19 protein-coding genes are annotated in these 25,316 nt (G+C 54.7%); 3 read left to right on the top strand and 16 right to left on the bottom strand.

What is annotated here, in order from left to right; all coding sequences use genetic code 11:
• Positions 1-78: 78 nt before the first annotated feature.
• From DFP98_RS22390 to ald, 4 genes are all read right to left on the bottom strand, one after another.
• A complete protein-coding gene (locus DFP98_RS22390) occupies positions 79-1,281 on the bottom strand; it encodes a glycerate kinase (protein WP_116062836.1) in 1,203 nt (400 codons plus the stop codon).
• A 3-nt stretch (positions 1,282-1,284) separates the two neighbouring features.
• Positions 1,285-2,544 (bottom strand): PucR family transcriptional regulator, encoded by a 1,260-nt coding sequence (locus DFP98_RS22395; RefSeq protein ID WP_116062837.1) that lies wholly within the window; start codon positions 2,542-2,544, stop codon positions 1,285-1,287.
• A gap of 60 nt (positions 2,545-2,604) precedes the next feature.
• Positions 2,605-3,750: an alanine racemase gene (gene alr / locus DFP98_RS22400; RefSeq protein ID WP_246016645.1), complete on the bottom strand. Its 1,146-nt coding sequence runs from the start codon at positions 3,748-3,750 to the stop codon at positions 2,605-2,607.
• Between the two features lie 142 nt (positions 3,751-3,892).
• Entirely contained in the window at positions 3,893-5,029 is a 1,137-nt protein-coding gene (ald, locus tag DFP98_RS22405; protein WP_116062838.1) for an alanine dehydrogenase, read from the bottom strand.
• 258 nt (positions 5,030-5,287) lie between these two features.
• Between ald and DFP98_RS22410 the strand changes: the two genes are divergently transcribed.
• Positions 5,288-5,590: a type II toxin-antitoxin system prevent-host-death family antitoxin gene (locus DFP98_RS22410; RefSeq protein WP_116062839.1), complete on the top strand. Its 303-nt coding sequence runs from the start codon at positions 5,288-5,290 to the stop codon at positions 5,588-5,590.
• Between the two features lie 430 nt (positions 5,591-6,020).
• Here DFP98_RS22410 and DFP98_RS22420 read toward each other — a convergent pair whose 3' ends face one another.
• The 9 genes from DFP98_RS22420 to DFP98_RS22460 all read right to left on the bottom strand — a co-directional run bounded on the left by DFP98_RS22420 (position 6,021) and on the right by DFP98_RS22460 (position 18,483).
• Complete coding sequence (locus DFP98_RS22420) at positions 6,021-9,101, bottom strand: glycoside hydrolase domain-containing protein (RefSeq protein WP_116062841.1); 3,081 nt, start codon at positions 9,099-9,101, stop codon at positions 6,021-6,023.
• A gap of 36 nt (positions 9,102-9,137) precedes the next feature.
• Positions 9,138-11,039, bottom strand: a complete 1,902-nt coding sequence (locus DFP98_RS22425) for an alpha-L-rhamnosidase-related protein (protein ID WP_116062842.1) — start codon at positions 11,037-11,039, stop codon at positions 9,138-9,140.
• A 12-nt stretch (positions 11,040-11,051) separates the two neighbouring features.
• Positions 11,052-11,888, bottom strand: coding sequence for a carbohydrate ABC transporter permease (locus DFP98_RS22430; protein WP_116062843.1), 837 nt, complete (start codon positions 11,886-11,888; stop codon positions 11,052-11,054).
• The gene (locus DFP98_RS22435) at positions 11,885-12,763 is read right to left on the bottom strand and encodes a carbohydrate ABC transporter permease (protein WP_116062844.1); all 879 of its coding nucleotides are present in this window, start codon (positions 12,761-12,763) and stop codon (positions 11,885-11,887) included. Before DFP98_RS22435 ends, DFP98_RS22430 begins: the two co-directional genes overlap by 4 nt.
• 48 nt (positions 12,764-12,811) lie before the next feature.
• Positions 12,812-14,134, bottom strand: coding sequence for an ABC transporter substrate-binding protein (locus DFP98_RS22440; protein WP_116062845.1), 1,323 nt, complete (start codon positions 14,132-14,134; stop codon positions 12,812-12,814).
• A gap of 133 nt (positions 14,135-14,267) precedes the next feature.
• Positions 14,268-15,848 (bottom strand): response regulator, encoded by a 1,581-nt coding sequence (locus DFP98_RS22445; protein ID WP_116062846.1) that lies wholly within the window; start codon positions 15,846-15,848, stop codon positions 14,268-14,270.
• Between the two features lie 31 nt (positions 15,849-15,879).
• Positions 15,880-17,697: a cache domain-containing sensor histidine kinase gene (locus DFP98_RS22450; RefSeq protein WP_116062847.1), complete on the bottom strand. Its 1,818-nt coding sequence runs from the start codon at positions 17,695-17,697 to the stop codon at positions 15,880-15,882.
• Positions 17,698-17,988: 291 nt separating this feature from the next.
• Positions 17,989-18,207 (bottom strand): cold-shock protein, encoded by a 219-nt coding sequence (locus DFP98_RS22455; protein ID WP_391572682.1) that lies wholly within the window; start codon positions 18,205-18,207, stop codon positions 17,989-17,991.
• Between the two features lie 75 nt (positions 18,208-18,282).
• The gene (locus tag DFP98_RS22460) at positions 18,283-18,483 is read right to left on the bottom strand and encodes a cold-shock protein (RefSeq protein WP_094042991.1); all 201 of its coding nucleotides are present in this window, start codon (positions 18,481-18,483) and stop codon (positions 18,283-18,285) included.
• Positions 18,484-18,813: 330 nt separating this feature from the next.
• Here DFP98_RS22460 and DFP98_RS22465 point away from each other — a divergent pair, with 330 nt between their 5' ends.
• On the top strand, positions 18,814-20,136 hold the full coding sequence (locus DFP98_RS22465; RefSeq protein ID WP_116062849.1) for a helix-turn-helix transcriptional regulator: 1,323 nt from the start codon (positions 18,814-18,816) through the stop codon (positions 20,134-20,136).
• Complete coding sequence (locus DFP98_RS22470) at positions 20,111-20,941, top strand: WYL domain-containing protein (protein ID WP_116062850.1); 831 nt, start codon at positions 20,111-20,113, stop codon at positions 20,939-20,941. Before DFP98_RS22465 ends, DFP98_RS22470 begins: the two co-directional genes overlap by 26 nt.
• Positions 20,942-20,962: 21 nt before the next feature.
• Here the strand turns inward: DFP98_RS22470 and DFP98_RS22475 are convergent, their stop codons facing one another.
• The 3 genes from DFP98_RS22475 to DFP98_RS22485 all read right to left on the bottom strand — a co-directional run bounded on the left by DFP98_RS22475 (position 20,963) and on the right by DFP98_RS22485 (position 25,294).
• Positions 20,963-21,277: a hypothetical protein gene (locus tag DFP98_RS22475; protein ID WP_116062851.1), complete on the bottom strand. Its 315-nt coding sequence runs from the start codon at positions 21,275-21,277 to the stop codon at positions 20,963-20,965.
• Between the two features lie 167 nt (positions 21,278-21,444).
• A complete protein-coding gene (locus DFP98_RS22480) occupies positions 21,445-22,119 on the bottom strand; it encodes an HAD family hydrolase (protein ID WP_116062852.1) in 675 nt (224 codons plus the stop codon).
• A 127-nt stretch (positions 22,120-22,246) separates the two neighbouring features.
• Positions 22,247-25,294, bottom strand: a complete 3,048-nt coding sequence (locus DFP98_RS22485; RefSeq protein WP_116062853.1) for a lamin tail domain-containing protein — start codon at positions 25,292-25,294, stop codon at positions 22,247-22,249.
• Positions 25,295-25,316 lie beyond the last annotated feature (22 nt).

Genomic DNA, 25,316 nt, shown 5'->3' on the forward strand with positions numbered 1-25,316 from the left:
GAATCCTGTCAAGCGCCAAACTAGGAGAATTTCGTTACCTTGTTGACTTCTGTTTACCTTATCCGCCCGTTCTGCTGGTTAACGCTGACTCCCGCCCCCGAACCCGTCCGCCAACCGAACGACATTAATCGTTGTATGGTATAGATTGTCCCGAGCCTGCTCCAAGCAATCGGACAATGGCATCGGTCTCGGAACGCAGGAGAAGCAAGCGGTAAATTCGCTGTTTAATTGCTCCGATTGCGGCCCCAGGCTGCCAGAAATCAGCAGCGAGCGAGCTCCGGCGGATTGGGCCAGCCGGGCTACGTAGACCGGCAGCTTGCCGAACAACGTCTGGTTGTCGCTTTTCCCTTCGCCGGTAATGACCCAGTCGGCATCGACCAGCTTAGCTGGCAAATTCGCCGCGGAGCCGATCAGCTCCGCTCCCGGCATCAGCTGCGCCCCGGCCAGCAGCAGGGCGAAGCCCGCTCCTCCGGCTGCCCCTGCGCCCGGGTGGTTCTGGAAGACAATTCCCATTGCTTTCTCTAATAGGCCCGCATATCGCGCCAGCTCTTGATCCAACGCTCGCACTTGCTCGGAGGTCGCGCCTTTCTGAGGGCCGTATACCTCGGAAGCCCCGTCCTTGCCGCATAACGGGTTCTGCACATCCGACGCCACAAGAATCCGGCATTCCTTCAGACGGGCATCGATAGGGGCGGCGTCGACGGAAGCGATCTCAAATAGATCGCGCCCGTAGCCTGCGAGAGGCTCTCCCTCCGCATCCTTGAACCGAACCCCGAGAGCGGCGAGCAATCCCATGCCCCCGTCGTTCGTGCCGCTGCCGCCAAGCCCGATTATAAAGCTGCGAATTCCTTCGTCCAGCAGATGGACAATCAGTTCGCCCATGCCTCTCGACGTAGCGAGATAGGGATCGCGTTCATTTGCAGGAATCTGGGATAATCCGAACAAAGCTGCCGCTTCCAGCACGGCCGTATCTTGATCTGCTTCTCCGTCTACCGCCTGCTTAATCCTGCCGTAGACGGCGCGGATTCGTTCACCTCGCGGTCCGGTTACTTCTGCAGCATGCAGCGTGCCTTGCGCCGCTTCGACCAATGCCTCGACGGTCCCCTCTCCCCCGTCCGCCATAGGCACTTTAACGATAGAGGCATTCGGATTCACGCTTAGGATAGCCTCGCTAATCGTCTGGGCGACTTCAGAGGCCGATAGGCTCTCCTTGAACGAGTCCGGCGCAACGACATATTTGATCCCACCCGTTCTGTCCGCTCTATTTTCATTCGTGCGCATTCCTTACTCCCCCCGACTAAATATCTGATTTATATACTCATGCTCTTCGACGAGCAGGTCCAAATAGATCGAAACCATCGTATTCGTATTCCGCAAATTCAACCCGGTAATCTCAGCAATGCGATTCAAGCGGTAGGTTAGCGTATTGACGTGAACATGGAGAATGGAGGCGGCCTCCTTCAAGCTCGTATTACAGCTCAAATAGACGGATAGGGATCGGTTGAGGTCGGCCTTGTGCTCCTGATCGTGCTCTCTTAGCTTCATTAATAACGGACTTTGGCGTCCGCTGCTTCTTCGCAGTTCAATGACCGCGGGAAGATCCGCGAATACCCCCATATCGTCGTAACGGAAAATATCGCGGGTATGATACGGAAGCCGTTTCTTCATTTCCAATACGGACAAAGCTTCCTGATAGGCGCGCCAGGCCTGTCCGTAATCGTCGTATTGCCGGCTGCAGCCCGCGGAGATAACGGACGGGCTCTCGCTCGCGTCGTCCCAATGCTCGATAAAACCTTTAATGAACGACAAAAGCACCCCCTTGTCCGACGTCTTAAGAGGATGCGAATATAATCCGATCAACTGGTTTCGATCGGACATCAGGAAATGGGCGTCTATGGTGGAAAAGGCGGATACGGTGTTGCGTATACGCTCGATCACGGAAGACTCGATGATCGCACCGAAATCGTGGATGACGATCCAGTACTTATCCGGCAGTCTGACGGATATCGACTGGGCTTCCTGCCTTAACTGCGCTGCGGAACCGTTGCGGGTCGTCAGCAGCTTCCAGAAAAATTCATCCTGAAGCTTGCGCTGCTTGGTCCCCCAGCTTCTTTGCCTCAGCAGGTACAGCTTCGCGATGTCCGCAGCCTTCTCCGCGACTCGCTCCGCCTCCCCGGCGATCAAACGTCCCGTGTCCACAATCCATATATATCCGAGCACCGAGTTGTGGTTTTTGATGCAAACCGTCAGCCTCGGCCCCAAGCCGATCTCCGGCATAGCCGGAATCCGCAGCGCAACGTCCGACGTCTCCAATTGCTGCAGAATCCCCGCCTTTCTCAAGCCGGCGGTTACTTCATCCGGCACCCGACGACCGATAATGGTGGAAATTCTCGCCGAGTCGCTCTCCTGCCGGTGCGAGCTATAGGCCATTACGTTGTGATTTTCATCCTCTATCGTAACCTGAGATTCCAAAGATTCGCTGATGGCATCGGCAAGCGCTTCCAGATTCGCGTATGTTTGCGCAAGAGGGGGGTAGGCGTGCATATGTCGACCTCCGGGAATATAGCTTTCAGAAGAAATTATAGATGGTTTGATCTTCGTTGGCTACACAAACACGCGAGGCGTTCTCCCGCCAATCAGACATATGACCTCGTAATTAATCGTCCCCATGAGCTCGGCAATGTTGTCCAGCGCCGCAGGCCCCGAATCCTCCGTTCCGATCAAAACAACCTCGTCCCCTAATCGGCATTCGGCAATTCCGGTCACGTCGATCATCGTCTGGTCCATGCAGACTCTACCGACGATCGGTGCCGCTTGCCCGCGGACCCGGACGCCGCCCCGATTGGATAGCAGACGGGAAATCCCGTCCGCATATCCAGCAGGCAATACGGCAATGGTGCGCTCTGTATTTGAAACCGATGTACACCCGTAGCCAACAGGTTGATTTCCCGGTATTCGCTTCAACGCGGAAATTCTCGTCAGCATGCGGAACGCCTGCTTAAGCCGGATCGGATGGCTGATCTTCAGCGTCTCCGCAGGATACAGTCCGTAAAGGGCGATCCCGATCCGCACCATGTCCAGATGCATCTCGGGAAAATTCATCGTCCCCGCGCTGTTGCAGCAATGCTTGATCTCGATGCAATGTCCCGCCTCTTCCAGATAGTCCAAAGTTTCTTGAAAACGCGAAAATTGGAGGCGAGAATAAGTCGGGTCCTCTCCATCGGCGTAAGCAAGATGGGTGAAGATGCCTTCTATTCTAAGTTGGGCGTAGGAGCGTGCTAGATTCGCGATTGCGAGCACCTCTTCCTTGGAGCTCACGCCAAGTCGCGACATCCCGGTGTCTACTTTGAGATGCAGGACGGCAGACTTCTTCAAAGCGGTCGATTGCGCGGCAGCCTCCCGAACCATGTCGGAGCTGATCGCGGTAATGGAGATGTCCGCCTCGATTGCCGCCCTTATTGCACTCAGCGGAATGGCCCCTAACACCAGAATCGGAGCGCGTATGCCAGTCGCTCTCAATTCCAGAGCCTCTTCCAGCAGTGCAACCGCCAAGTAATCGGCTCCCGCCTCCAAAGCCGCATTAGCCGCGACTACGGCTCCGTGACCGTAGCCATCGGCCTTCACTACCGCCATTAGCCGGGTAGCCGGATCTATAAACTGCTTGAATTGCCGTACGTTGTGCTTAATGGCATCCAACGAGATTTCTATCCAAGTCTCTCTGTATCTCGTCAGGGACTGTGTGAGCTGCAAAGCTTACCTCTCCTTCTAACTCCGACCGGCTTGATGCTGCCGATTTTATCTCTATAATAAGTTGAACCCATGGACGGGAATCCCATTGCATTCCCTTTCTCCATTCCATTGGGCCATCTCTTAGAAGTATCTCTGATTCAACTTATATGCTGGCCGTCAATTGGAGCTTGAGCGCCTCCTCGACTGACACGAAAACCTCTCCGAGGTCGCGAGCGACCGCTTCGGAGGTGATTTGGCCGTTAGCCACATTTACGCCCTGCTTCAACGAATCGTTGTCGCTGATAGCTCGATTCAGCCCTTTGCCCGCAATCTGCAAGGCATACGGAACGGTAACGTTCGTCAGCGCAAGGGTCGACGTTCTCGGAACCGCGCCCGGCATATTCGCTACGGAATAGTGAAGCACGCCATGCTTCTCGAAAACGGGATGATCGTGCGTTGTAACCCTGTCGATCGTCGATACGATTCCGCCTTGATCAATGGCGACGTCGACGATCACCGACCCCGGCTTCATCTTCTTCACCATCTCTTCGGTAATCAGCTTCGGCGCCTTCGCTCCGGGAATAAGCACCGCGCCGACCAGCAAGTCCGCTTCGGCAACCGCTTGGGCGATATTGTAGGAATTGGAGATCAAGGTACGAATCTGCGTGCCGAAAATATCGTCCAGCTGACGCAGCCTGTCTGCGCTTACATCGAGAATCGTCACGTCTGCTCCCAGTCCAATTGCGATCTTCGCCGCATTCGTCCCGACGACACCGCCTCCGACTATGCTTACCTTGCCCCGACCGACTCCCGGAACGCCGGATAGCAGAATGCCTTGTCCGCCGTTGTTTTGCTGCAGAAACTGCGCTCCCAATTGAATCGACATCCGCCCGGCCACCTCGCTCATCGGCGTCAGCAGCGGCAGAGTACGCCCTACGGCAACCGTCTCGTAAGCGATGGCGACGACTTCCTTGGCCTTAAGAGCAGCAGCCAGCTCCGGCTCCGCAGCCAAGTGCAAGTAAGTAAATAATATCAATCCGGGACGGAAATGACCATATTCGCTCGACAGCGGTTCTTTGACCTTCATAATCATCTCCGCCGTCTGCCAGACCTCCGCAGCAGAATCGGCGACGCGAGCCCCCGCTTGCACATAGTCCGAATCCGAGAAACCGCTGCCTTTCCCCGCATTTTTCTCCAGAACGACTTGATGTCCTGCCGCAATGAAGGAAACGACTCCCGCCGGCGTCAACGCCACCCGATTTTCGTTATTTTTGATTTCCTTGGGTACTCCGATAATCATACCAGCCAACTCCCTTTTCGAAGGTTACGATTTTGTGTAAAAAATCATAGCATATTCTTCGGAGAGCTCTTTTGTGGAAAATGAAAAAATTGGCGGGAATTGATTGTGGATTTCAACAGGGGGGACACTCTAAACCACGCTAGGCGTGCCCGTTGAAGCTCTTGAAATTACGCATAATTTTACGTAACATAATGAGTGAAATGAGTATGACTATTTTAATAATGAGGCATAAATTAATAATAGGAAGGAGAAATAAGGATGGTGAAAACGATAACCAAGCCAACACTTACCGTTGATCAGTTGATTACCTCATCGGAAGCAGCCAAAAAGTTTGGGGATCTGCGAAAAAAAGCAAAGGAACTCCCTCAATTTATTACGGATAATGGTACTGTCGATTCAGTCCTGATTAGCTACGAACTCTTCGAGCAGATGTACGAACGACTTACTCAGCTAGAAGATGAAGAAGAGCACCGTCTCTTGTTACAGCGCATCGAACGGAACGAGCAGAATCCAGCGGCTGCAAAATCTTGGAGAGACATCAGGAGAAGTCCGAAGTCGTGATGTCCGAAGATCGTTTTGATGTGCGATTCGATCCCGATGCCGAAGAGGAGTATAACCGGCTGGGGTTACTGGGGTTACTCGGCTTGATCCGCTTAGAGCGTAGACTTATTAGTCTAAGGCGGAAAAGCCGTCTTAAAAGTGATGCTGTACTATTTTCGGGGAAAATAAGGCGGATTTTCCGCTTTAATTCCTAAAAATCTCCCATTTCGGATAAATAAGAGGGGTTTTCCTTCTTAAATCGATCGTTTTCGCTCATTTGGTCGAATTAAGGCGGATTATCCGCTTTAATTTTTCTACTCAGGTGGCCTGCCGCCCGTAAGAAAAGAGGGCGTGATCAACCATAAGAGCGCGAATTTTATACTCTGGATATAAGAAAAAAATCGCCGACGCCCTCGATAGGCACCGGCGATTTTGCTATATAACGATAGAATTAGGAAACCGACTCCATCCATACCTCCCCAATCTGAGGAGCCCAAGAATACGTATTCGTTGCGGGAAGAACGACCTTCAGGAAGTTCGTTCCCGAGGGCAGAGAAGATACTTCGACGTTCCTGCTGAACCAAGGCGAGCCGCCTGGAGCGGAGACGGGCGCGCCCCAGACCGGACTAAGCGGCGACCAGGTGCTGCCGTCCGGCGAAGCATAGAGCTCCAGCTGTCCCGAACCCTCGTAATAGATCGAAGCCTTGAAGCTGAGCATGTTTGTGCGTTTGTATACGAACCATTCGTCCGAATTCGCCGTCCGGCGAACCCGACCTGCATCCCCTCCCGCAATCTCGTTCGCGTAAGAGCCGTCCATGACGAGGTTGGCGCTGCGAGCGTGCATCCAGCGGAAATTGTCCATCGTATCGCGGAGTACCGTCGGAGGGCCGCCCGCTCCGTAGCCGGAGACGATCTCCATCCGCCCCAACTGCGGAACCCAGTCGTAATCATTGGCGGCGCTGTATACGACCTTCAAATAGTTCGTTCCCCATGGAATGTCGTCTGCGCTCAGTCGGATTCGGTTCCAAGGCGCCGAGGTCTGCACGGGGGTATCTTCCGTTACGGAGATTGGCGTCCACGCGCGATTATCCGGCGAAGCATAGAACCGGAGATCATGTGAGCCTTCGTAATACAAAGTAGCCGTAAAAGAACGGATATTGAAGCGATTGTAGACGATATGCTCCTCGGAGCCCGCCGTTCTGCGAATGCGTCCGGCATCGTTCTCGGCAATGACGCCGGCATAGGAGCCGTCCACCGTCAGATTGGCGCTCCGTTCGTAGATGCCGCCGAAATCGTCCATCTCGTCTACGAACGTTTCGTTCGCGCCGCTGCCCGCCAGATTGTCCAGAATCGCCTGACGCGCCATTCGAATCGCATTCCCGTCGGCATTGTAGCTCGTTCCGCTATAGATGAGCGCTTCGGCGATATTTTGCGCCAGATCGGGCTTCGACTCTGCCAGCAGCATCAGAAGCTCCCGGTCCTGGATGCCTTCCAGCTCGGCTTCGCCGCGAATCGATTCGAACAGGCCCAAGTTAGCTTTGTCCGGATATACCAGCCAGCGGTCTCCCGGAGTCGGCGTGTCCGCCTCCTTCAGCACGTCGTCCATGCCGTAGACGGCGATCTCCGCAAGCTGCATCCGATAAGCGCCTCCATCATTCGGGTTGGAGCGCAAATTCGTGCCCTCGATCTTCACGTAACGAGCCGATACCGGCGCAAACGAAAAGCTCGGCGCTTCATCGTACACGGTCGGCTGAGGATGGCCGGTTTCCGATACGACGGTCGTCCAGTTGACGTTATCCTCCGATACGTGAATCGAGAAATCGATCGGAAAGCCGTACCCCCGGTTCGCTCCGTCGTCCCTCGGGAACAGCGTCGCCTTGCGCACCTCCGTGCTCGCGCCCAGATCGACCGTGATCCATTCGGAATGGTTAACCCCCGTATTCGAGCTGCTGCTCCATCCCATCGAGGAAGGCAGAGAGCTGATCGTGCCGTCGGTCAGATTCGCGGTCGACCACCCGGCAGCTTCATAGGAGCTGGATGCCGTAACCGGCCGATTGCCGGAAGCGGAGTTCAAATTCCAGAAGTTGAAGCCCCAATGCAAATACCCGTCCATTCCGTGCCGGAACGTGTACCAGTGCGGAAGCACCGTTTTCGCCAGCGAGGCGTCGATATTGCGCACCAGATACTCCCACGTCGGATAGTTGCAAATGTACAGCCACACTTCCTGCCCGAAATCCTGCCTGATTTTATGGTAGTTGGCTTCGTAATCGTAGTTGCTTTGCTTCACCACCTGCACGTCCAACGTATCCTCGAAAGCATAGGTCGGCACGAAGTTGGCCTCGATCGTCCGGATGCCCGGCGCAAGCGAATGCACCTTGCCGTAAAACCAATTGTCGTCCGCGCGGTCCTGATCGTTGATCGGCTCGTCCCCTCCGCTTTGGTAGAACAGATTCAGCCAGCCCTTCGCGTTCAAATGCGCTTTCAGCGCGGGAAGATAGACGGCGAGCCAAGCCTCCGCTTCGGCCGATTGGGCGGGAACGGGAACCATTTGCGGCGTGCCGTTGATTTTCTGAATCGTGCGAACCTGATAGCGGTCGCCGGCTTTCGTCATCAGGCTTGCGCCGTGCAGCTCCTTCAACGCGCCTTCGTCGATGAAAAGTTGCGCAAATCGATCGAACTTCGTCCAATCGAACGTGTAATCCCCGTTCGCGTCGATTTGCACGTCGGGAACCAGATAGCCGATCGGATCGACCCAGATGACGTTATTGCGGTGCTTCTTCATGTACTGAGCAAAACTAGTCATCACGGTCCACCAGTCGTTCGAAAACTCCGTAATTCCATACTGGTAGCGCAGAGCTTCCATTGCCGCCGGCTCCCAACCGGCCGAGGAAAACCAGTTGTCGACCTTATACGAGGACAACCGTCCGTCCGGCAGCGTTACGTCGTACACCCGAACGTTAACCGGTACGCTGGCGCTTCCCTCGTTCGATTGGACCGTTACCGTTCCGGTATACGTACCGGCCGGAGTGCCGGCAGGCACATAAACGCTGTACCAGACCGGCTGCGTCGTGTTGGCGGCCAATACGGCTAACGTCGAATCGTGGGTGATCCGATCGGGGTAATCCATGCTGGCGTCCGGAGCGAGAACCTGATGCTCCACCGGCAGTTGATCCGTATGCTGCTTCAGATGAATGAAGTCCACCAATCTCGCACTGATGTTGGAAGCCGCGATATGTGCCCCGCCCGGTCCCGTCAACGGTCCCACCGATACGGACAAGTCATTCAGCTCCTGGGCGGAACGAATGCCGAGCTGTCCGGCCCGATACTCGTTGCGAGCCGCCAGCAGGCTGATCGTCCCCGGCGCATCGTCGGGAGGAAGCGTGGCCCGGAACAGCTTGGTTAGCCCGTCGGCCGCCCATACCGTCAAGTTCGGAGATGCAAAAGCGCGAGTCGCATCGGTCATCGGCACAGTCGTTACTGCAACCAGAAACAATAAACCAAGCAGGCAAAACCTTTTTACTCCGCGTTTCATCCTTGATCCCTCGCTTATTAAGAAAGTGGGTTGCCGTTACGGGCGCCAAGCTTCGCCATTGATCAAAATCCGTTTCCCTTCGAAAAAACGGCTGTTAAAATCATAGACCACCGAAACCGCCTCGGGATGACCGACCTTCAGCCTGACTTGACGCTCATCGCCGTCGATTTTCACAGAAATCGGGCCATGAGGCGTAGGGATCGCACCTTCGATCTCGGTCAGGCCGGCACCAAGCCGCGGAGCGATCAGCGTCTCCCGGAATCCGGGCCGCAGCGGCCTTACGCCTAACGCATAGCCTTGCAGAATCGCCGAGATCCAGCCCGACCAGCCGTGGCAGGCGCTGTTCAGCGCATCTCCTTTGGAAAACTCGAAAAACGACCGCAGCGGAAATTCGCCGTTCTCGGCATCGATCATTTCCCAATACGTGCCCGGCTCTTGAGCCAGCATCGTTCCCCAGCATCTTCGGGTGAGCTCCAGCGCCTCGTCGGCCTGATCCGCCAAGAATCGGGCTTCAACCTCATAGCCGTTCATGAACGGCCAGATCTGCTTGTTGTGCGGCCACATAAAGCTCATCGTCTGCTCGTCCGTCAGACTCATCCCCGGCAAATACGTCTGGAAATGCGTGCAGCCTGCGGCGGGGACTGCCCTCTCCAGCTTGCGATCCAATGTCGCAGAGCCGTAAGGGGTCCACATCTCGGCTTTCAAGTAGCTTAGAATGCGTTCCGACATCTTCCGGTCTGCCAAGCCGAAGACGACGGCGTAGCAGTTCACGTCGCTTAATACGACGTCCGCATCTTCGAGATTAAGCACATCGCTGAAGACTCCTTTATCCTCGTCCCAGTAGGTGTCGATAAGTTGACGGCGCAGATGGGCGGCCAGCCGTTCCAGCGCCTCTACCCGCTCGCGCTCTCCCGCTTCTTCTTCGATCCGAGCGGCGCACTGCAATGCCCGATACAGGACGCATTGCGTAGCCGAGCCGTATCCCTCGCGCGGAAACGTCCACATCCACGTTTTGTCGTTGTACAGAAAGCCGCGGGAATCGAGTCGAAATTCGATCCAGTCCATTAAGGAGCGATAGCCTTCGTACATTTTATCGAGGAAGGCCCGGTCCTCCGTGAACAGATAATGCTCCCAGATCGAAATGATCCACCACAGGTTGTATTCGGTAAAAGCTTGCCGGGAAGCCGCGCTCCCCGGAATCAGCCCCGAGCTCTCTTGCAGCGCATGGAAAAGGTGCAGGCTGCTCTTCACCGTCTCGTTCGCTCCGAACGCGTAATAAATGTTGAGCGCTTCCGTGCGAATATCGCCGATCCAGGCTTCGCGATCTCTGCGCGGCCCGTCGAAAATGACGTAATCCGAATACGGGCTGCGCCACTCGTTCACGAAAGTCCGATGAGGCTCGGGCAGCTCGTTGCGGAAGGTGCTGGCAAAACGGGAACGCTGCAAGCAGAGCTGAGTCGTATAGGCACCGGTCCGCCACAGCTTCTCCCAGAAAGGATCGGTCGCACGGAAGCTGCCGCGATACACGCAGGGATAGGCGGAAAACTTCACGCCGATCCGTCGAATCGAAGCCTGGCAGGGAGACGGAAGCACCGCCTTGCTGCGGATAGACAGCTTCATGTAGCGCAGGGCGATATATTCTTCGTCGACCCACAGCACTCCGTCAGCAGGCATCGGGACGATAAGCGTTTTGATCAGTGCGTCGCGCAGAGGGCCGTACTGGATGACCAGCTCGTCTCCCGAGCTTTCCTCCAGCTCGACGAAAAAATAGCCGGTCGTCTTAATGCCGAAGTCCAGCAGCACGCTGGGAGCTCGCGATCCGCCCACGGATAGATAAGCGGAGCTTTCTCCCTTATCCAGCATCGAAGATACGTTGAGCGCCTCCCCGTCTCCGGCATCCGCGGACACCAAGCTCGGAAAGATAAATCCTGTTTTCATCACGATTCCTCCCTATCCTTTCACCGCGCCGACGGTCATGCCCCCGATGAAATACCTTTGCAACAAAGAGAACGCCGCGATCATCGGAAGCGTACACAGCACGCAAGCCGCGAAAAGCTGATTCCATTGCGTCGGGTTTTCCCGGTCTCCGAGAAACCGGATCATCACGAGAGGCAGCGGCTTCTGGTCGGGCTGGGTGATAAACACGAGCGGATAGAGAAAATCGTTCCAGATCCATACCGCCTGCGTAATGATGACGGCCGTCGTAGCCGGGAGCAGCAGCGGGAATACGATTCCCCAGTACCGTCGAAGCAGCCCCGCCCCGTCGATCACGGCCGCCTCCTCCAGCTCATACGGGACGCTGCTATTGATAAACCCGGTATACAGAAAAGTGGAAAACGGCAGGCTGCACGTCAAAAACATCAGGATGCTCGCCAGCTGCCCGTCCTTGATCTGCAAGGCGTCCATCACCGTGTAGATCGGGATCAGCGCCATTTGGCCCGAAACGATCAGCCCCGACAGAAAGAACATCGCCAGAAAACGGCTGGTCCGGCTCTGAATGCGGGCCATCGGATAGGCGGCCGCGGAGGCCAGCAGCACGACCGCCGTCACGGAGATGAAGGTCAGCAGCACGCTGTTCCACAGCGACAGCGGGTATTTCATCGTTTCGTATGCGACCCGGTAGCTGCTCATCGTCACCTGCTCGAACAGGTTAAGCGGAGCGGCCGACTGTCCCGGCGGCCGCAAGGAGCCGGACAATACGATCACAAGCGGATACAGGCTGGCGACAGAGAACAAAGCAATAGCCGCATGAAGAAGGATGGAGCGGATTCGGTTGCGGGTTCTCATGCGGACACCTCCCTGGACCTTAGGAGTTTGACGAACACCATGGTTACGGCGGAAATGACCACAAAGGAGATAACGCCAAGCGCGGCCGCCTTGCCGAACAGCGACTCCGCGAAGGCCATCCGAAACATCTCGAACATGAGCGTTCTCGTCGATTTGCCCGGACCGCCCTGCGTCATCGTGTAAATGTAGTCGAATTGCTTAAGGCCGTTAATGAGTCCCAGCGTCACGTTGATCGTCACGGCGGCGGCCAGCAGCGGAAGCTTGATCCGACGGATCAACTGCCAGCCGTTCGCGCCGTCCATGCGCCCCGCTTCCTCCAGCTCCGCCGGCACGGATTGAAGTCCGGCCAAATAAATGATCATCGTTCCCCCGAAGCCTTTCCATACGTCGACGGCCATCGTTGCCCACAGGGCGGTGGAGGCGTCGCCGAGCAGGTTCAGCTCCCAGCCTCCGAGACCGATTTTGTTCAGCAGTGCAGCTAGCAGACCATAATCGGGCAAATAAATAAAGCCCCAAATAAAGCCGACCACGATCGTGCTGAACAAGGTCGGAACGTAGGCAAACGTTCGGTAAAGCCCGCTCAGTCGAAGCTTGGCGTTAAGCCCCATCGCTAAAGCCAGCGCCAGAACGTTGGTCGCGATAACGCTTCCGATCGTGTAGACGAGCGTATTTTTCATAGCGTTGGCGAGCGTTCCGTCTTTGAGAAGATACTCGTAATTTTGGAAGCCGACATACCGGTATTGGGTATCGAATCCGTTCGAATTCGTCAGGCTGTAGTAAAAGGTGAGAAGGACCGGACAGATCCAGAAGGTGACGTACACGGCCAAGGCCGGCACGGCGAACCAGTACATTCTTTTCTTAAAAGCCTCGCTCATAGCTGCTCCTTCCTAAGGGCGGCCGGGGATCGGCCGCCCTCTCGACTCCTACTGCTGCTGCTGGGCCATTAGCTCGGACAGCTTCAGATCGGCCGCCTTGGCCACGCCTTCGACCGTTTCCTTGCCGCTGATCATCTCCTGGACTTTGGCGCACAGCTCGTCGGACAATCCGCCCGGCCAAGCCTGGTTGCTGAAGTACCAGGACGGGCTCGTCTGGAACAGCCGGTAGTATTCGTCGAACACCTCGCCGCCTTGGAAATCCACACCTTTGTAGGACGGAACCTGCCCTACGTTGTACTCCACCCATGCTTTGAATAGCGGGGATTCGCCGTCGTACATGTACTCCATAATTTGGACGATCGTATCGTAATGCTCCGTCTTCGCGTTGATGAACGTTCCTCCGCTAGGCGCCGCGGACAAGCCGATCGACTCGCCCGGATCGTTGCCCGGCAGCGGGAAAAATCCGCGATCGAAGTCGACTGCGCCCTTCTGCGTGAGGTTGGACTGCGACCAGTTGCCGTCGATCGTCATGGCGGCTTTGCCGTCGATGAATAGCTGCTGGGCCTGCGTGTTGCCTGCGCCAAGAGAGTTCTTCTGGACGAATCCGCGATCGTACAGCGTTTTGTATTTCGTCAGCACTTCCTGCCATTTCGGGTCGGCAAAGCTCTGCTCTCCCGCCAACAGCTTGGCGTCGAAATCGTTCTCCTGCGGATACACGATCGAGGCCGCCAGCTGATACAAGCCGAACTGCGCAACGAAGCCGTCTTTGTCCCCGGAGACGAGCGGCTGTATGCCGGCGTCCTGAAGCTTCTGGCAGGCGGCGAGGAAAGCTTCCCAATCCCCGGGAATTTCCGTGATGCCGGCCTGCTCGAACAGCGATTTGTTGTAATAGACTCCGAGAATGTTAACTCCGGACGGAATAGCATATTGCTTGCCATCGACGGCAAAAGCGTCCACGACGCCGGAATTAAACTTGTCCAGCACCGACAGCCCGGTAATTTCCTTCGCATAGCCCGGCTTCACGACGTCCAGCGCCTGCATTTTCGGCCAGTAGAAGAAGATGTCGGGTCCGCCGCCCGTCGCCATTCTCGCTTTCAGAGTCGTAATGTATTGCTCGTTCGGAAGCGTCTCGGATTGGATCGTGACGTGGGGGAATTTCTCTTTGACCAGCTCCGGGAAGATCTCCGTATTGAAATCCTTCTTATCCGTCGAAGCGTTCCCGGGTCCCAGCATCGTAATCGTGATCGGTTCGTTTTCTGGTTTCGGGGAATTGGCACCGCTTCCATTATTGGCGGAATTGTCGCCTTTACCGCATGCGGCCAAGGCAAATGCCAGCACAATCGCCAGCGCCGTTACTAAGCTTTTTCTCATCTCGGACAAGCCCTCCCTATGATTGTCGATGCTCGTATGTGTTGCGGCAAGCTCGCCCTTACTGTGCACAAGTCGATTATAATCGAGAATTCGGAACAGGATTTTGGCATTTGGGGTGTACTTTTTTTGGGGACTAGCGCCGCCGGGATTGTCGATAGGCTTGCGGAGTATCGCCTGTCGATTTCTTGAAAATCCGAATCAAATACTTGTCGTTGCTGTAGCCGACCAGTCTGGCGATACGGTCGAGCGGGTAATCGGTTCGTTCCAGCAGCTCCTTCGCCTTGGCGATTCGCTTGGCCGATAGAAACTCCGACAGGTTCATGCCGGTCTTTTCCTTGAAAATGTAGCTGCAATAGCTGGCGTTAACGAAGAATCGCTGCGCCAGCTTCTGCAGCGACAGGTCCTCGTGGTAATGGGCTTCAATATAGCTTTGAAGCTTGCGGACCAGACTGTGGGACGAGTCCGCGCCGGATGAGCGGAGCGGCGATTCGATCGCTTGCAGAAGCTCCTGCATGTATTCGCTCAACCGTCTGCTGTCGTATCCTTCGTCTATTATGACATCCGCATTCTTCGCCCAATCGTGAGGCGCGAGCAGAAGCTCCTGGCGCGCCGCGTTCATTATCGCTTCGATCAGCTGCCGGCATCGGGACTTGGCTTCGCTCCAAGTCATGGCGTCTCGGAATAAAGCATCGTCTAACTCCTTCGCCGCCTTATCCGCCGACCCAGACTCCAGCAAATAAACGAGCCGATCCGTTTCCTCCCATCGCTCCGACTTTGCGGGCTGACGCTCGTAGCTGCCGTAGCCGTACATCGTATCTGCGGAACAGGCGTCCATCGCCGAACGACATTCCAGATAAGCTTCGTGAAGCTGCCCCAGATCCCGCTTCGGTAGACTTGCGGCGATCAGAAGTCGGCTTTCGGTCTTATCGTCCACGTGCGCCCCCATCATCCATTGCTTAGCCAGCTTATGGACGCGCTCAGAGTCGTCCAACGAATTCAACGGCACAACGAGATAAAGCCATGCCTCCACCGAACCCGGAATGAGGGCAAGCTCCGAAGAGAACTCCTGCTGCTCCTGAAGCAGCTCGGCAAGTCGACGCAAGTCTGTCCTCTGTGCATTCTGAGCATCGGTTGCATACTGCGACAACAGCATGTAGCGCTTGATCGACTGCAGCGCGCGGCCCCGATGCGACTGAAACTCTGCAGAAGCCGCTCCATGTCTTCCCGATTCGATCTGAACGCGGCACAGCTCCAAATCGTATTGTTCGTGCAAGCGTTCCTGCTCGGCCTGCATGTCGTCGAGCTTCTCCCGCAAACCTTTGGACGCCGCAGCCGCTTCGATCGCCTCGATCGCTTTTGCCATAACCGCCTGAACCTCCTCGCGGCTGAACGGCTTGAGCAAATAGCCCGCGACCTGCGCTTCGATTGCACCCATCATATACTCGTAATCTTTGTAGCCGCTAACGACGATCATCTGCTTGTCCGAATAGCTCTGCTTCAGCAGGGCAAGCAGCTCCCGACCGTCCACTCCCGGCATGCGCATATCCGTCACGATAATTTGCGGGTCCCGTTCGGCGATGAGAGCCAGCGCCTCTCTCCCGTTGTTCGCTTCTCCTACGCAGAGCAGTCCGAGCGACTCGGCGAAGCTGTCGATTTTACTGCGTATGCCGCTGCGAATGAGCGGCTCGTCGTCCACGATGACATAGCTGTACATGATTGGCCTGCTCCCTTCTTGACTCTTAACTCTACGGCTTGAGCTTCGGTACGCGGACACGAACGTTCGTGCCCTGGCCCGGCTTGCTATCTACTTCGATTCCGGCTTCTTGCGACGCTTCGCCGTAATACAAGCGAATGCGCGAGTGAATGTTGGATACGCCGATGCCGCCCTTATCTCTGCGGCCCATCTCCGTGAAGCGAGGCGGCACTTTAAGCTGACGCCGAAGCTGCTCTAGCTGCTTCTCCGTCATCCCCGATCCGTCGTCGCGAATATCGATCTCAAGCGAGTCGTCGTTCATCCGCCCCGAAATCGTAATTTTCCCCGGCCCCTCTTTCGTCTCCAGACCATGATAGATCGCATTTTCCACCAAAGGCTGCAGGATGAGCTTCAATATTTTTTCCTCGCGTGCATGTTCGTCGATCTCAATTTCAAAAACCAGCCTGTCCCCGTAGCGCATCTTCTGGATCGTCAAGTAATTCAGCACATGGGTAAGCTCGTCCCGCAGCCGTACCTGCTCGCTGTCCGTCTTGATGCTGTAACGGAACATATCGCCCAGAGCCTTCGTAATGACCGTGATGCTAACGACGCCTTCCACGTCCGCGATGCTGTTGATCGACTCCAAGGTGTTGTACAGAAAATGAGAGTTGATCTGCGCCTCCAGCGCCCTCATCTGGGAATCCAGCACAATGATCCGGTTCTGATAACGCTCCTTAATTATCGCCTTGTTCTCCGCAATCATTGCGTTGTACTCATTGTACAAGGTCGCGATCTCGTCGCTGCCCTGCAGGTATTTGTTGTTCAGGAGCACCTCATTGGACTTCTCCGACTTCATGATGCGGCTCAAGTTGACGATTGGCCTCGTGACCATGCGCGACAGGAAAAAGGAAATCGCCCAGAACATGATGCAGCAGGTGGCCGCTATCGCGATCAGCACGTTGCGCACGGGAACGAACTGGTTCTCCAATGCCGCCATCGACACCCGGAGGACGAGCTTCCACTCGTAATTCGGAAACGTTTTGAAGATCGTCAGCCATTCGCCCTTGTCGTCCATGAACTGCCCGGCCTCTTTGCCAGACAGCAGCTCTTCGCCGCTCGCCGATAGAGGTACGCCCTCCTTCCCTTCCGAGCTGTCGTATTCGATGCGTCCGTCCAAGCCCGTAATGAACATAGCGGACTGCTGCGGAAGTATGTTTTTGTCGATGCCGCCGAACAGCTCCAGATTGCAGTCGATCAGGACGACGCCTAACGGCTCGTTCGTCGTCGGGTCAACGATCAGACGAGAAAATGAAACCGACGGCTTGGCCGACATCGAATAGTCCTTGCGTCCGATATCGCTTACATAAATTCCGTCCTCCAGCGTTCTTTTGTACCAGTCCGCCCCCTCAGGACGGTACCCTAGCAGCAAATCATTGTCCGTTCTGGCGTAGTAGAAGGAGTTGCCCCCTGCGGCAAACAAATAAATTCCGTTCATATAGCGATGCGTATAGAGCAGACTCTCGAACAGAAACTTCAAGTCCCGATGGCTCTGAAGCAGCTCGAAGCTGTTCAAATCGTCGGTGTACGCCTTGTGCCTCCGCAAAATGTCGATGATTGAACGATTGTCTGGCGAATAGGGCTGGTAGGCAAACGTCTGGCTCACACCCGCGATCTCGTCTAAGGCATCGCCGAGCTTGTTCATGCTGCTATCCAGTAAGTTGGCGGCGGTCGCGCTCACCTGACGATGAATAAGATCCGAGTATCCCCTGTAAGACACGACGGTGATAAGGATGATCGGAAGGAGCGAGATACCCAGGAAAATCGCGAACAGCTTATGCTTGATGCTGAATTTGTGCCGAATCGCTCTCATCCCCCGTCCATTTGGCTTTTTGGAATTGATTATAGTGGAACGGGCTGCCGGGGACCAATACTTTTTTTAATGGCGTTAATTGCGGCATAGCAAAAATAGCACTGAACGACAAAAAACACCGAGCATGCAGAATTAAGCTGCATCCACGGTGCTTCCGCGTCCAAACTTGTGATTTGTTAGCCAGTATACCATTCATTAAGCAAAAGATGTAGTTTTTTTAGGAAATCGCGTTATCCGCTCACTTCCCCCGCTCTTGCTACGTACATGTCTATAGCTCAACCCGCCGCAAGCTCACACTTTAAGCTGGTTAGGACTTGTATTCTCGATCATGGCAAGCATTTTTTCGCTTCTGACCATTTCGGTTTTGCATTGGGGACAGATGGGAACGATGGAAAACGTGAAATTATCTCTCATCCAACCCTTGCAGTTCTCTCCGGGGCACGTCCAAATTGCGGTGATTTCTTCCGGCAGCTCTTCCAACGGTCTTTTCCGAGAATAATACAAGTACATTCCCTCTTTCTATTTTGAAATGGAGGCAGCGGTAAAAAAAATGCCCCAAACGCTTGGTTCGGGGCAAGTCCTTATTTACAGCTTGACGACATTCTCGGCTTGCGGGCCGCGGTTGCCTTGAACGATGTTGAATTCGACCCGTTGACCTTCGTCCAAAGCTTTGTAACCGTCGCCGACGATTGCGCTGAAATGAACGAATACGTCGTTGCCGCCTTCAACTTCGATAAAGCCGAAGCCTTTGTCTGCGTTAAACCATTTTACTGTTCCCGATTCCATACTGATGACCACCTTATTAGTATTTACATGATCTTCTTATTCGATTAAAAATAAAAAATTCACATAGTGTACAAGGTTATTAACATAAAAGAATAACCCTCTACGTTATGTGAATTTGTCCATAAGTTCTATAAATTTCATTATAAACCATCGCACTACAAATAGCAAGCATCAATTTGACTAACTGGCCATTGGCCAAGGAATCCCGTTCTGACAACGACCAAAAGCTTCACCATCGAACCATACGTCGAAAAATTCCCATTCCCCCCGCCTTCCGCAATTGCTACAATGGAACTTATATGGAAAAAGGAAGAGAACGGAGGAACGACAATGGCTCGGGAAAGCTTCGACAAAGAGGTACAGTTTCTCAGGCTGCTTGCGTTGGCCGGAGGGGCCTATTCCAGGCAGCAATTCGCCTCCCGTCTGGGCATTTCCGTACATACGTATGACAAGACGCTCCGCTATCTCAAGGATATGAGAACGTCTCTTCAGCCTCTCTCCGCTAATCAGGAATCCGACCTCACGGAAGGGCTTCGCTATAATCACTATGAATCTGCCGACCCGCTGCTGCTGTTTCTGTTCCGGGCCAAATCGCTCAAGGAGTCGGAAAGCGTGCGGCTCTCTCTAACGATCACCCTTTTGCAGGATCGGGAGCTGACCGCCAAGGAGCTTCTGGACGAGTGCAGCGACAACATGCCTCTGGATTTCCCATGCCCTGACGAGAAAACCATTCGCGGCGATCTAAAGTACCTTGAAGAGGTCGGAGTTATCACTCGCTGCGAAGGCGGTCGTCCTTATCGCTACAGAGCGGCCAACGATTTGGTCGATCATCTGTCCGACGATGAGCTGCTTGATCTGTACGATTACGTGGACGTCATGGCCAACACGCAAGTCCCGGCGGTTCAAGGCTATCTGCTGCGCGATACGCTGAAGAAGGCGCTCGGTAAACGCGGCTTCTCTCCCGAAACGTCGGAAACTCATCTGTACAAGTACCACTACCATTCTCGCATTTTGGACGAAGCGCATTTGCATACCGTTTTTCAAGCGATTCGCGAGCGGAGACGGCTGCAGTTTCTCTATCTATCTCCCAAAAAGGGTAAAAACTACGCCTCGAAAAATACCAATCCACTGTTTGAGCGGGATACGGAAGGCAGCGACGAAACGACGCTCCCCCTGCTCGTGATCTACGACCATCAATACGGACGCTGGTATCTGATCGGCCACAGCTCCAAGCTCGGCTTGATGAAATACCGTATGGAGGGACTGACGCAGATCGAGATTGGCGATGCCGTGGAGGAGACGCAATTCACCAGTCAGCTTGCCCGCGCGCAAGAACAGTTGGAGCGAAGCTGGGTGACGGACACGCTGCGTCCGGTGAAGGTCGTGGCCCGTTTCTACAATCCCGACCGCGCGGGAGCTAACTTCATTCGGGATCGCGTTGAAGCGCAGGGCCAGTGGGGCACGATTCGCGAGGAGACGGAGGCAACCTTTCTGTACGAGATTACAGTTAACGGCATTTACGAAATCAAGCCTTGGCTCAGAAGCTTCGGATCAAGCTGCGAGGTGCTGGAGCCCGCTTGGCTTCGCAAAGAGATGATCGCGGAATGGGAGGAGATTCGGAACAATTATGAATCCGTTCGAGAAGATTTTTAACTATCAGATTCTCTCCCGGCTGGACGAGTCGGATGCCCTCGCCCTTACTTCGCAGGAACGGACATGGCTCCGAACGGCGCTGGCTCATAGCTCCTCTGTGGTAGCCTTTACTCCAGGTACGCTGGAGAAGCTCAATCGCATCCTGCAAAACAAACCGGGAATCAACCACCGGGATTTCATTGTTGAAAAGGCCAAAAATGCCGAACGCCAAGTCTATCACCCGCTCCTGCGCTCATTGAGACGAATGATCATGCAGGATAAAGGCATGCTGCTCACTTCCCGGATCAAGCACGGAGGAACGAAGGCGAATCAACCGGGCCTTCCCGTCAAGCTGGAATATAGCATGGTCAAGAGAGAATGGTATTTGCTCTGGTACAGCACGCGGGGGCGCTCCTTCATGGCGACCAAGCTGCAAAGCATTGTTTCGGTCGAAGAAACCCTCCTCCCTCCCGAACGGGTCGAGGAACTGCGGGCCCGAGTAGCGGCGCACTTGGAGAAACGCAAGGAGCAGGCCGTCATTGAAGTCGTCCGAACCTACAACGCCGAGCTGTCGCGAATTTTGTACGCCTTCTCCTGCTTCGATAAGTCGGTGAGCTTCGAGGAGGAGGAAAACCGCTACCTCATTCATGTAACTTACTTAGCGGATGAGAGCGAGTTTCTGCTGTCCAAAATCCGTTTTCTCGGGCTGCGGGTCAAAATTGTGGAGGGCGACGGCCTGCGCAAGCGGATGCTGGAATCGGCGGAGAAGGCTTTGGCGCGTTATGGCAGCTCGGACGATATTGCCATAAGAAAGCCGGCCCCTTGAGGCCGGCTTTCGTTCATTTTATTAAGCGCTTACACCAGATGACTGAGAAGATTCCTTTTTCGCAGCGCTGACCATCAACAGAATACCGGTAACGATGTGCATGATCATACCAACGAAAGGAATCCATGCGACCAAAGACGTTACGATTCCAAGAATGGATCCGTATTTGACTTCGTTATTTTTGGACGAAAGTACTAACGTGATGATGTGCAAAATGAACATGACGACGAGCGGAGTGTAATAGGTTCCGATAATAATCAAGCCGCCCACGAACGGAATTCCCAAAAAGATCTCAAAAGCTCCCGTCACCCATTTCATTACCTTCGAACTTGTCATAGAAATCCTCCATATCTGTTAGATGTTAGGATCAATATAACAAAAGTACTAGGAAAAATCTACTACTTATTTCACAGGTTTTCCCTTTTATCCTATCAGACGTTGTCGATCCCGGACCGAATATGTCGCAGGCGATTTCGATCCGGAATCCTACGCCAAGCTACCCTCTATTTCTGAACGATGCGCGCTTGCAGCTCCGCTTCGACTTGAGCGAACGTCGTCTGATCGAGATCGCTCACAAGAATATCGGCTTGAACAAAGTCCATCTGCTTCGTAACCGGGTTCGGAACGGCCAGCCCCCACAATCCGGCGGCTTTGGCTGCGCGCAGTCCGTTCACCGAGTCTTCGATCGCAAGCGCTTCGTCCGGTTTAACTCCTAGAGCCTCTACCGCGCGAATATACAGCTCCGGATCGGGCTTGACCCGCTTCACGTCGTCGGAGGAACGGATGACCTCGAAATAATCTCTGATCCCCTGCCGGCGAAGATGCCCCTCTATCCAAGCAAGATCCGAACTGGAGGCAAGACCGATTTTCCAGCCCAAGCTGCGCGCCTCCTCCAACCGATCCAGCACGCCGAGACGAAGAGAGGCACTCTGCAGCCGTTCAACGTGCCTCGTCCGATACATTTTGTGCAGCCCATCCTTATCCAACGTTTTGCCCGTTCTGGTCTGCAGGTCCGCATGCGGATCGAAGCCGCCGATCGTACCGATGCATACGGCCCAAGTCTCCAACGCAAGCTCCTGCCCATGATCCGCATAGATGCTGTTGATGGACTCGTAAGCGCTAGATTCGGTATCCATCAACGTCCCGTCAAAATCGAACACGACTGCTTTCAATGCCACTTTGCACCCACACTCCCGTTTCTCTATTTTGCGTTAACGCTTCTATTGTACCGGAAGTTGGAGCTTTGTGCCCCTTTGAAGTTTGCCTAAACGTCGAATGGCCTAAGCCCCTCGCCCGCCAAGCGCTTCAACTGGGAGGTAATTGAGAGCTCAATACACTCCCCGGAGTAGGGGGCTGATTGGTCGACAGCTTGCTCATTTTGTAGGTTCCGTCCAGCGGGCTTCCGTAGACAATGCTTGATCCGTCTAACGTCGTATCCAAAAACGAAATCACATGCTCTCCGTCCACGATCGGGCCGTATTCCGCACTTGTACCTTCGTTATACACGGCCATGGATACGACGGAGTCATTCGAATCGCGCACGAGCTGCACCCATGTCGCGTTGCCGTTCAACGCTTTGTTCTGCCGCGAGGTGGCATTCAGAATATAGGCGTCAGATGTGGTCAGCGACGTATTGTAAGCCGCATTGAAATCCGCCAGCGTCTTGGTGCTGCCAGGCAGACGCAGCCACAGCACTTTCGCCGATTGGGCCGGGATGACGAAGCTGCCCGTCACGTCCAGCTTGTCGTTTTCGTCGGTATAATCGTAACGTATGGCGTAGTCTCCAAGATTGATCGCGTTCTTCGTGTTGTTGTAGACTTCGATGAAGTCAAACTCGTCGACATCCGGACCGGTGCCCCCGGGAGAATTGCCCGCCAGCTCGGTAATGAGCAGTTCGGGAACGATCACGGAATTGGAGATCGTCCGGGATACGCCGTCGATCGTCGCCGTGGCTTGGACTAATATTTTGACTCCCGCGGATGCCGGAACCTGCGCCGTAACCGCCGTCGCCGATCCCGAAGCAGCAATCGACGATAAAGTCGTTACGCCGATCTCGTTCGCCGGATCGAAGCTGTCTTTGAAAAACTTTACTACCACGTTCGTAAGCGCGGAAACTCCGTTATTATGAACGGTCGCTTCGACTTGAACCGGCGCGGCTCCGGTTGTTTGGCGGTTTCCCATACTTAGCTCCATGGGCATCGGATCGACGATCCAGATTGGGGCCGTCACGGCCCAATCCCCGTCGCTCTGCTCCACCCGGGCAAAATAATAACCGTATTGCGGCGGTAGCGAGGCGGTTAATCGCGCTTTGCGGCTGCTGAACGTCTGGGATGCGACGACTCTTCCGTTATTGGAATACACCGTTATCTTCGAAATATTGTCCGCAGTCGGATTCACCGCCGTAACATCAATGTTAAGCGTCCCAGGGCTAGTGAGCTTGGAGCCCATTTCCGCGCCGTTGATTTTGAAGTTGACGCGAAGATCGGCATCGCCGTAGCTGGAATACACCCTTCGCTTACGCATCGCGTCCAGAATGCTGTCTCGAGTATTGGATTCCGCCAATACGACCGTGCGGCTCTTCGTACTTAGCCAGTTCGCCGCGTGATCGTCTCCGCCGAAGGTGGGGGCGAAATGCCAGCCCTTATCCAATCCCCTCTTAAAGTACTCGAATTGACGGTCGGTCCGCACTTCGATTAACGGAATCAAGTCGTACGTCAAAGGATCACCATCCGGATTAGTAAAATCGTTGAATTCGCCGAAATGATCCTCCGGATGGTTGAATTGCGCCACCGCTTCCGGGGTCGCCCTCAGCTCATCGAACAAACTCGGGAAGCTCTTGTTGTAGCGCTCATAGAACCATTCGGTATTAAACACGTTCAAATGGCCGTAATAACCGGTATTGTGGTTATACGCGATCTCGAAGCCCGGGAAGGAGGAGTAGGTGGACGGAAAATTGTGAAGATCGGCTTGCAGCCGAATATCCCGCCATTCCTCGCTCTGTGGATAGTCGGTCCGGTGATCCAGCTCTTCCCCATGCTCCGAGAGGAAGAAGAAATCCGCGCCCCGATCCTTTGTATCCTTGTACGCCTGCGCAGGCGTTCCCTTCCCATACGTATCATATTCTGTATGACCGTGAACGTCTCCGTAAAACCAGTTGTACGTCTCCCCTGGCGTTGCGTACTGACTGGAGGCTACCTTGCGCATGTTCGTCGTGTTATCGACAGGGTAGCTGTAGACGATGCTTTTATCCTCGGCGGTATCGACCGTAGCGGTCGTATCGTTCGACGTCCCGTCGTTGTAGGTGACTCGGCTGACTTCCGTCCCCCCGTCCGTGTAGAGTGCCAGAGACTTTTTCCCCGTATTCGCCAATCCCTGGGCTGCCGTCTCGAAGGGGTAAATGACAGAATCTTCGACATATACGTCGTAATGGTTTTTGAAGTCGGCGATCGTCTTCCCCGCGCTTTCCGTGCGCTGCAGCCATACGACGACGCGGCTCTTCGCCGGCACGGTATGGTTTGCCCACAAATCCCAGGTAACATAGGTCGACGGACTGGCCGTATTGTAATACCACTGGAATTTGTATCCTGCCAGATCAATCGAGGAAGAGGAGTTATTATACAGCTCGATATACTCGTAAGCATCGTTCGGGCTGCCGCCGCCGGCAGACGAATTCGGCATGAGCTCCGTGATCCAGATGTTCGGGTAGGACGGAAGAGCTCCCGGCGTCGCCTTCTGATTCGAAGCGATTTTGCGCATGGTGATATTGCCGGGAAACTCATATTCCGGATACTCGTAGACGATACCGCCGTCGGCAATCGCGGTGTCTTCCCATCTGTCCGTATTGTTGAAGACGGCATCGTTGTATTTCGCGATGCTCACTTCCTCTCCGGTATCCCGTGCAAGCACGACCTTCTGGACGCCCGTATTCGGAAGTCTCTCCGTCCCGGGAACAGTTAGAATATAACTGTTCGCCGTCGTCAGACTCACACCGTAATGAGCATTAAAATCGGCAAGTGTCAGCCCTGCAGCATAAACGTTGTACACCCATACGACCATTACGCCTCCGGCCGGGATCGTCTTGCTAGCTGTAATATCCCAGGTTTGACTCGTCGTAGGCGTCGTCCAAACCTTCAACCGGTAATCGGCCAGATCAACGCTGCTCGAACCAGTATTGTGAAGCTCGATATACTCGTAGGAGTCCGTAGGATCGGTAGGCGACTTGTTCGGCTGCGGGACCATTTCCGTAATGATGACTTGAGGAACGGCTGAAGCGCTAACGCTATCAACTCCCCCCATAGGCAAAGACGACAATAAGAGAAGACATCCCAGTACCCGTACCAAGCACTTTTTCATGTCAAATCCTCCATTCGCAGAT

It is taken from the genome of Cohnella phaseoli (assembly GCF_003386235.1).
GTDB lineage: Bacteria > Bacillota > Bacilli > Paenibacillales > Paenibacillaceae > Cohnella > Cohnella phaseoli.

Excerpts from the sequence above, each read along its gene's own strand:
- DFP98_RS22390 (WP_116062836.1), bottom strand. The coding sequence starts at position 1,281 with ATGCGCACGAATGAAAATAGAGCGGACAGAACGGGTGGGATCAAATAT.
- DFP98_RS22395 (WP_116062837.1), bottom strand. The coding sequence starts at position 2,544 with ATGCACGCCTACCCCCCTCTTGCGCAAACATACGCGAATCTGGAAGCG.
- ald (WP_116062838.1), bottom strand. The coding sequence starts at position 5,029 with ATGATTATCGGAGTACCCAAGGAAATCAAAAATAACGAAAATCGGGTG.
- DFP98_RS22410 (WP_116062839.1), top strand. The coding sequence starts at position 5,288 with ATGGTGAAAACGATAACCAAGCCAACACTTACCGTTGATCAGTTGATT.
- DFP98_RS22420 (WP_116062841.1), bottom strand. The coding sequence starts at position 9,101 with ATGAAACGCGGAGTAAAAAGGTTTTGCCTGCTTGGTTTATTGTTTCTG.
- DFP98_RS22425 (WP_116062842.1), bottom strand. The coding sequence starts at position 11,039 with ATGAAAACAGGATTTATCTTTCCGAGCTTGGTGTCCGCGGATGCCGGA.
- DFP98_RS22430 (WP_116062843.1), bottom strand. The coding sequence starts at position 11,888 with ATGAGAACCCGCAACCGAATCCGCTCCATCCTTCTTCATGCGGCTATT.
- DFP98_RS22435 (WP_116062844.1), bottom strand. The coding sequence starts at position 12,763 with ATGAGCGAGGCTTTTAAGAAAAGAATGTACTGGTTCGCCGTGCCGGCC.
- DFP98_RS22440 (WP_116062845.1), bottom strand. The coding sequence starts at position 14,134 with ATGAGAAAAAGCTTAGTAACGGCGCTGGCGATTGTGCTGGCATTTGCC.
- DFP98_RS22445 (WP_116062846.1), bottom strand. The coding sequence starts at position 15,848 with ATGTACAGCTATGTCATCGTGGACGACGAGCCGCTCATTCGCAGCGGC.
- DFP98_RS22450 (WP_116062847.1), bottom strand. The coding sequence starts at position 17,697 with ATGAGAGCGATTCGGCACAAATTCAGCATCAAGCATAAGCTGTTCGCG.
- DFP98_RS22455 (WP_391572682.1), bottom strand. The coding sequence starts at position 18,207 with ATGTACTTGTATTATTCTCGGAAAAGACCGTTGGAAGAGCTGCCGGAA.
- DFP98_RS22460 (WP_094042991.1), bottom strand. The coding sequence starts at position 18,483 with ATGGAATCGGGAACAGTAAAATGGTTTAACGCAGACAAAGGCTTCGGC.
- DFP98_RS22465 (WP_116062849.1), top strand. The coding sequence starts at position 18,814 with ATGGCTCGGGAAAGCTTCGACAAAGAGGTACAGTTTCTCAGGCTGCTT.
- DFP98_RS22470 (WP_116062850.1), top strand. The coding sequence starts at position 20,111 with ATGAATCCGTTCGAGAAGATTTTTAACTATCAGATTCTCTCCCGGCTG.
- DFP98_RS22475 (WP_116062851.1), bottom strand. The coding sequence starts at position 21,277 with ATGACAAGTTCGAAGGTAATGAAATGGGTGACGGGAGCTTTTGAGATC.
- DFP98_RS22485 (WP_116062853.1), bottom strand. The coding sequence starts at position 25,294 with ATGAAAAAGTGCTTGGTACGGGTACTGGGATGTCTTCTCTTATTGTCG.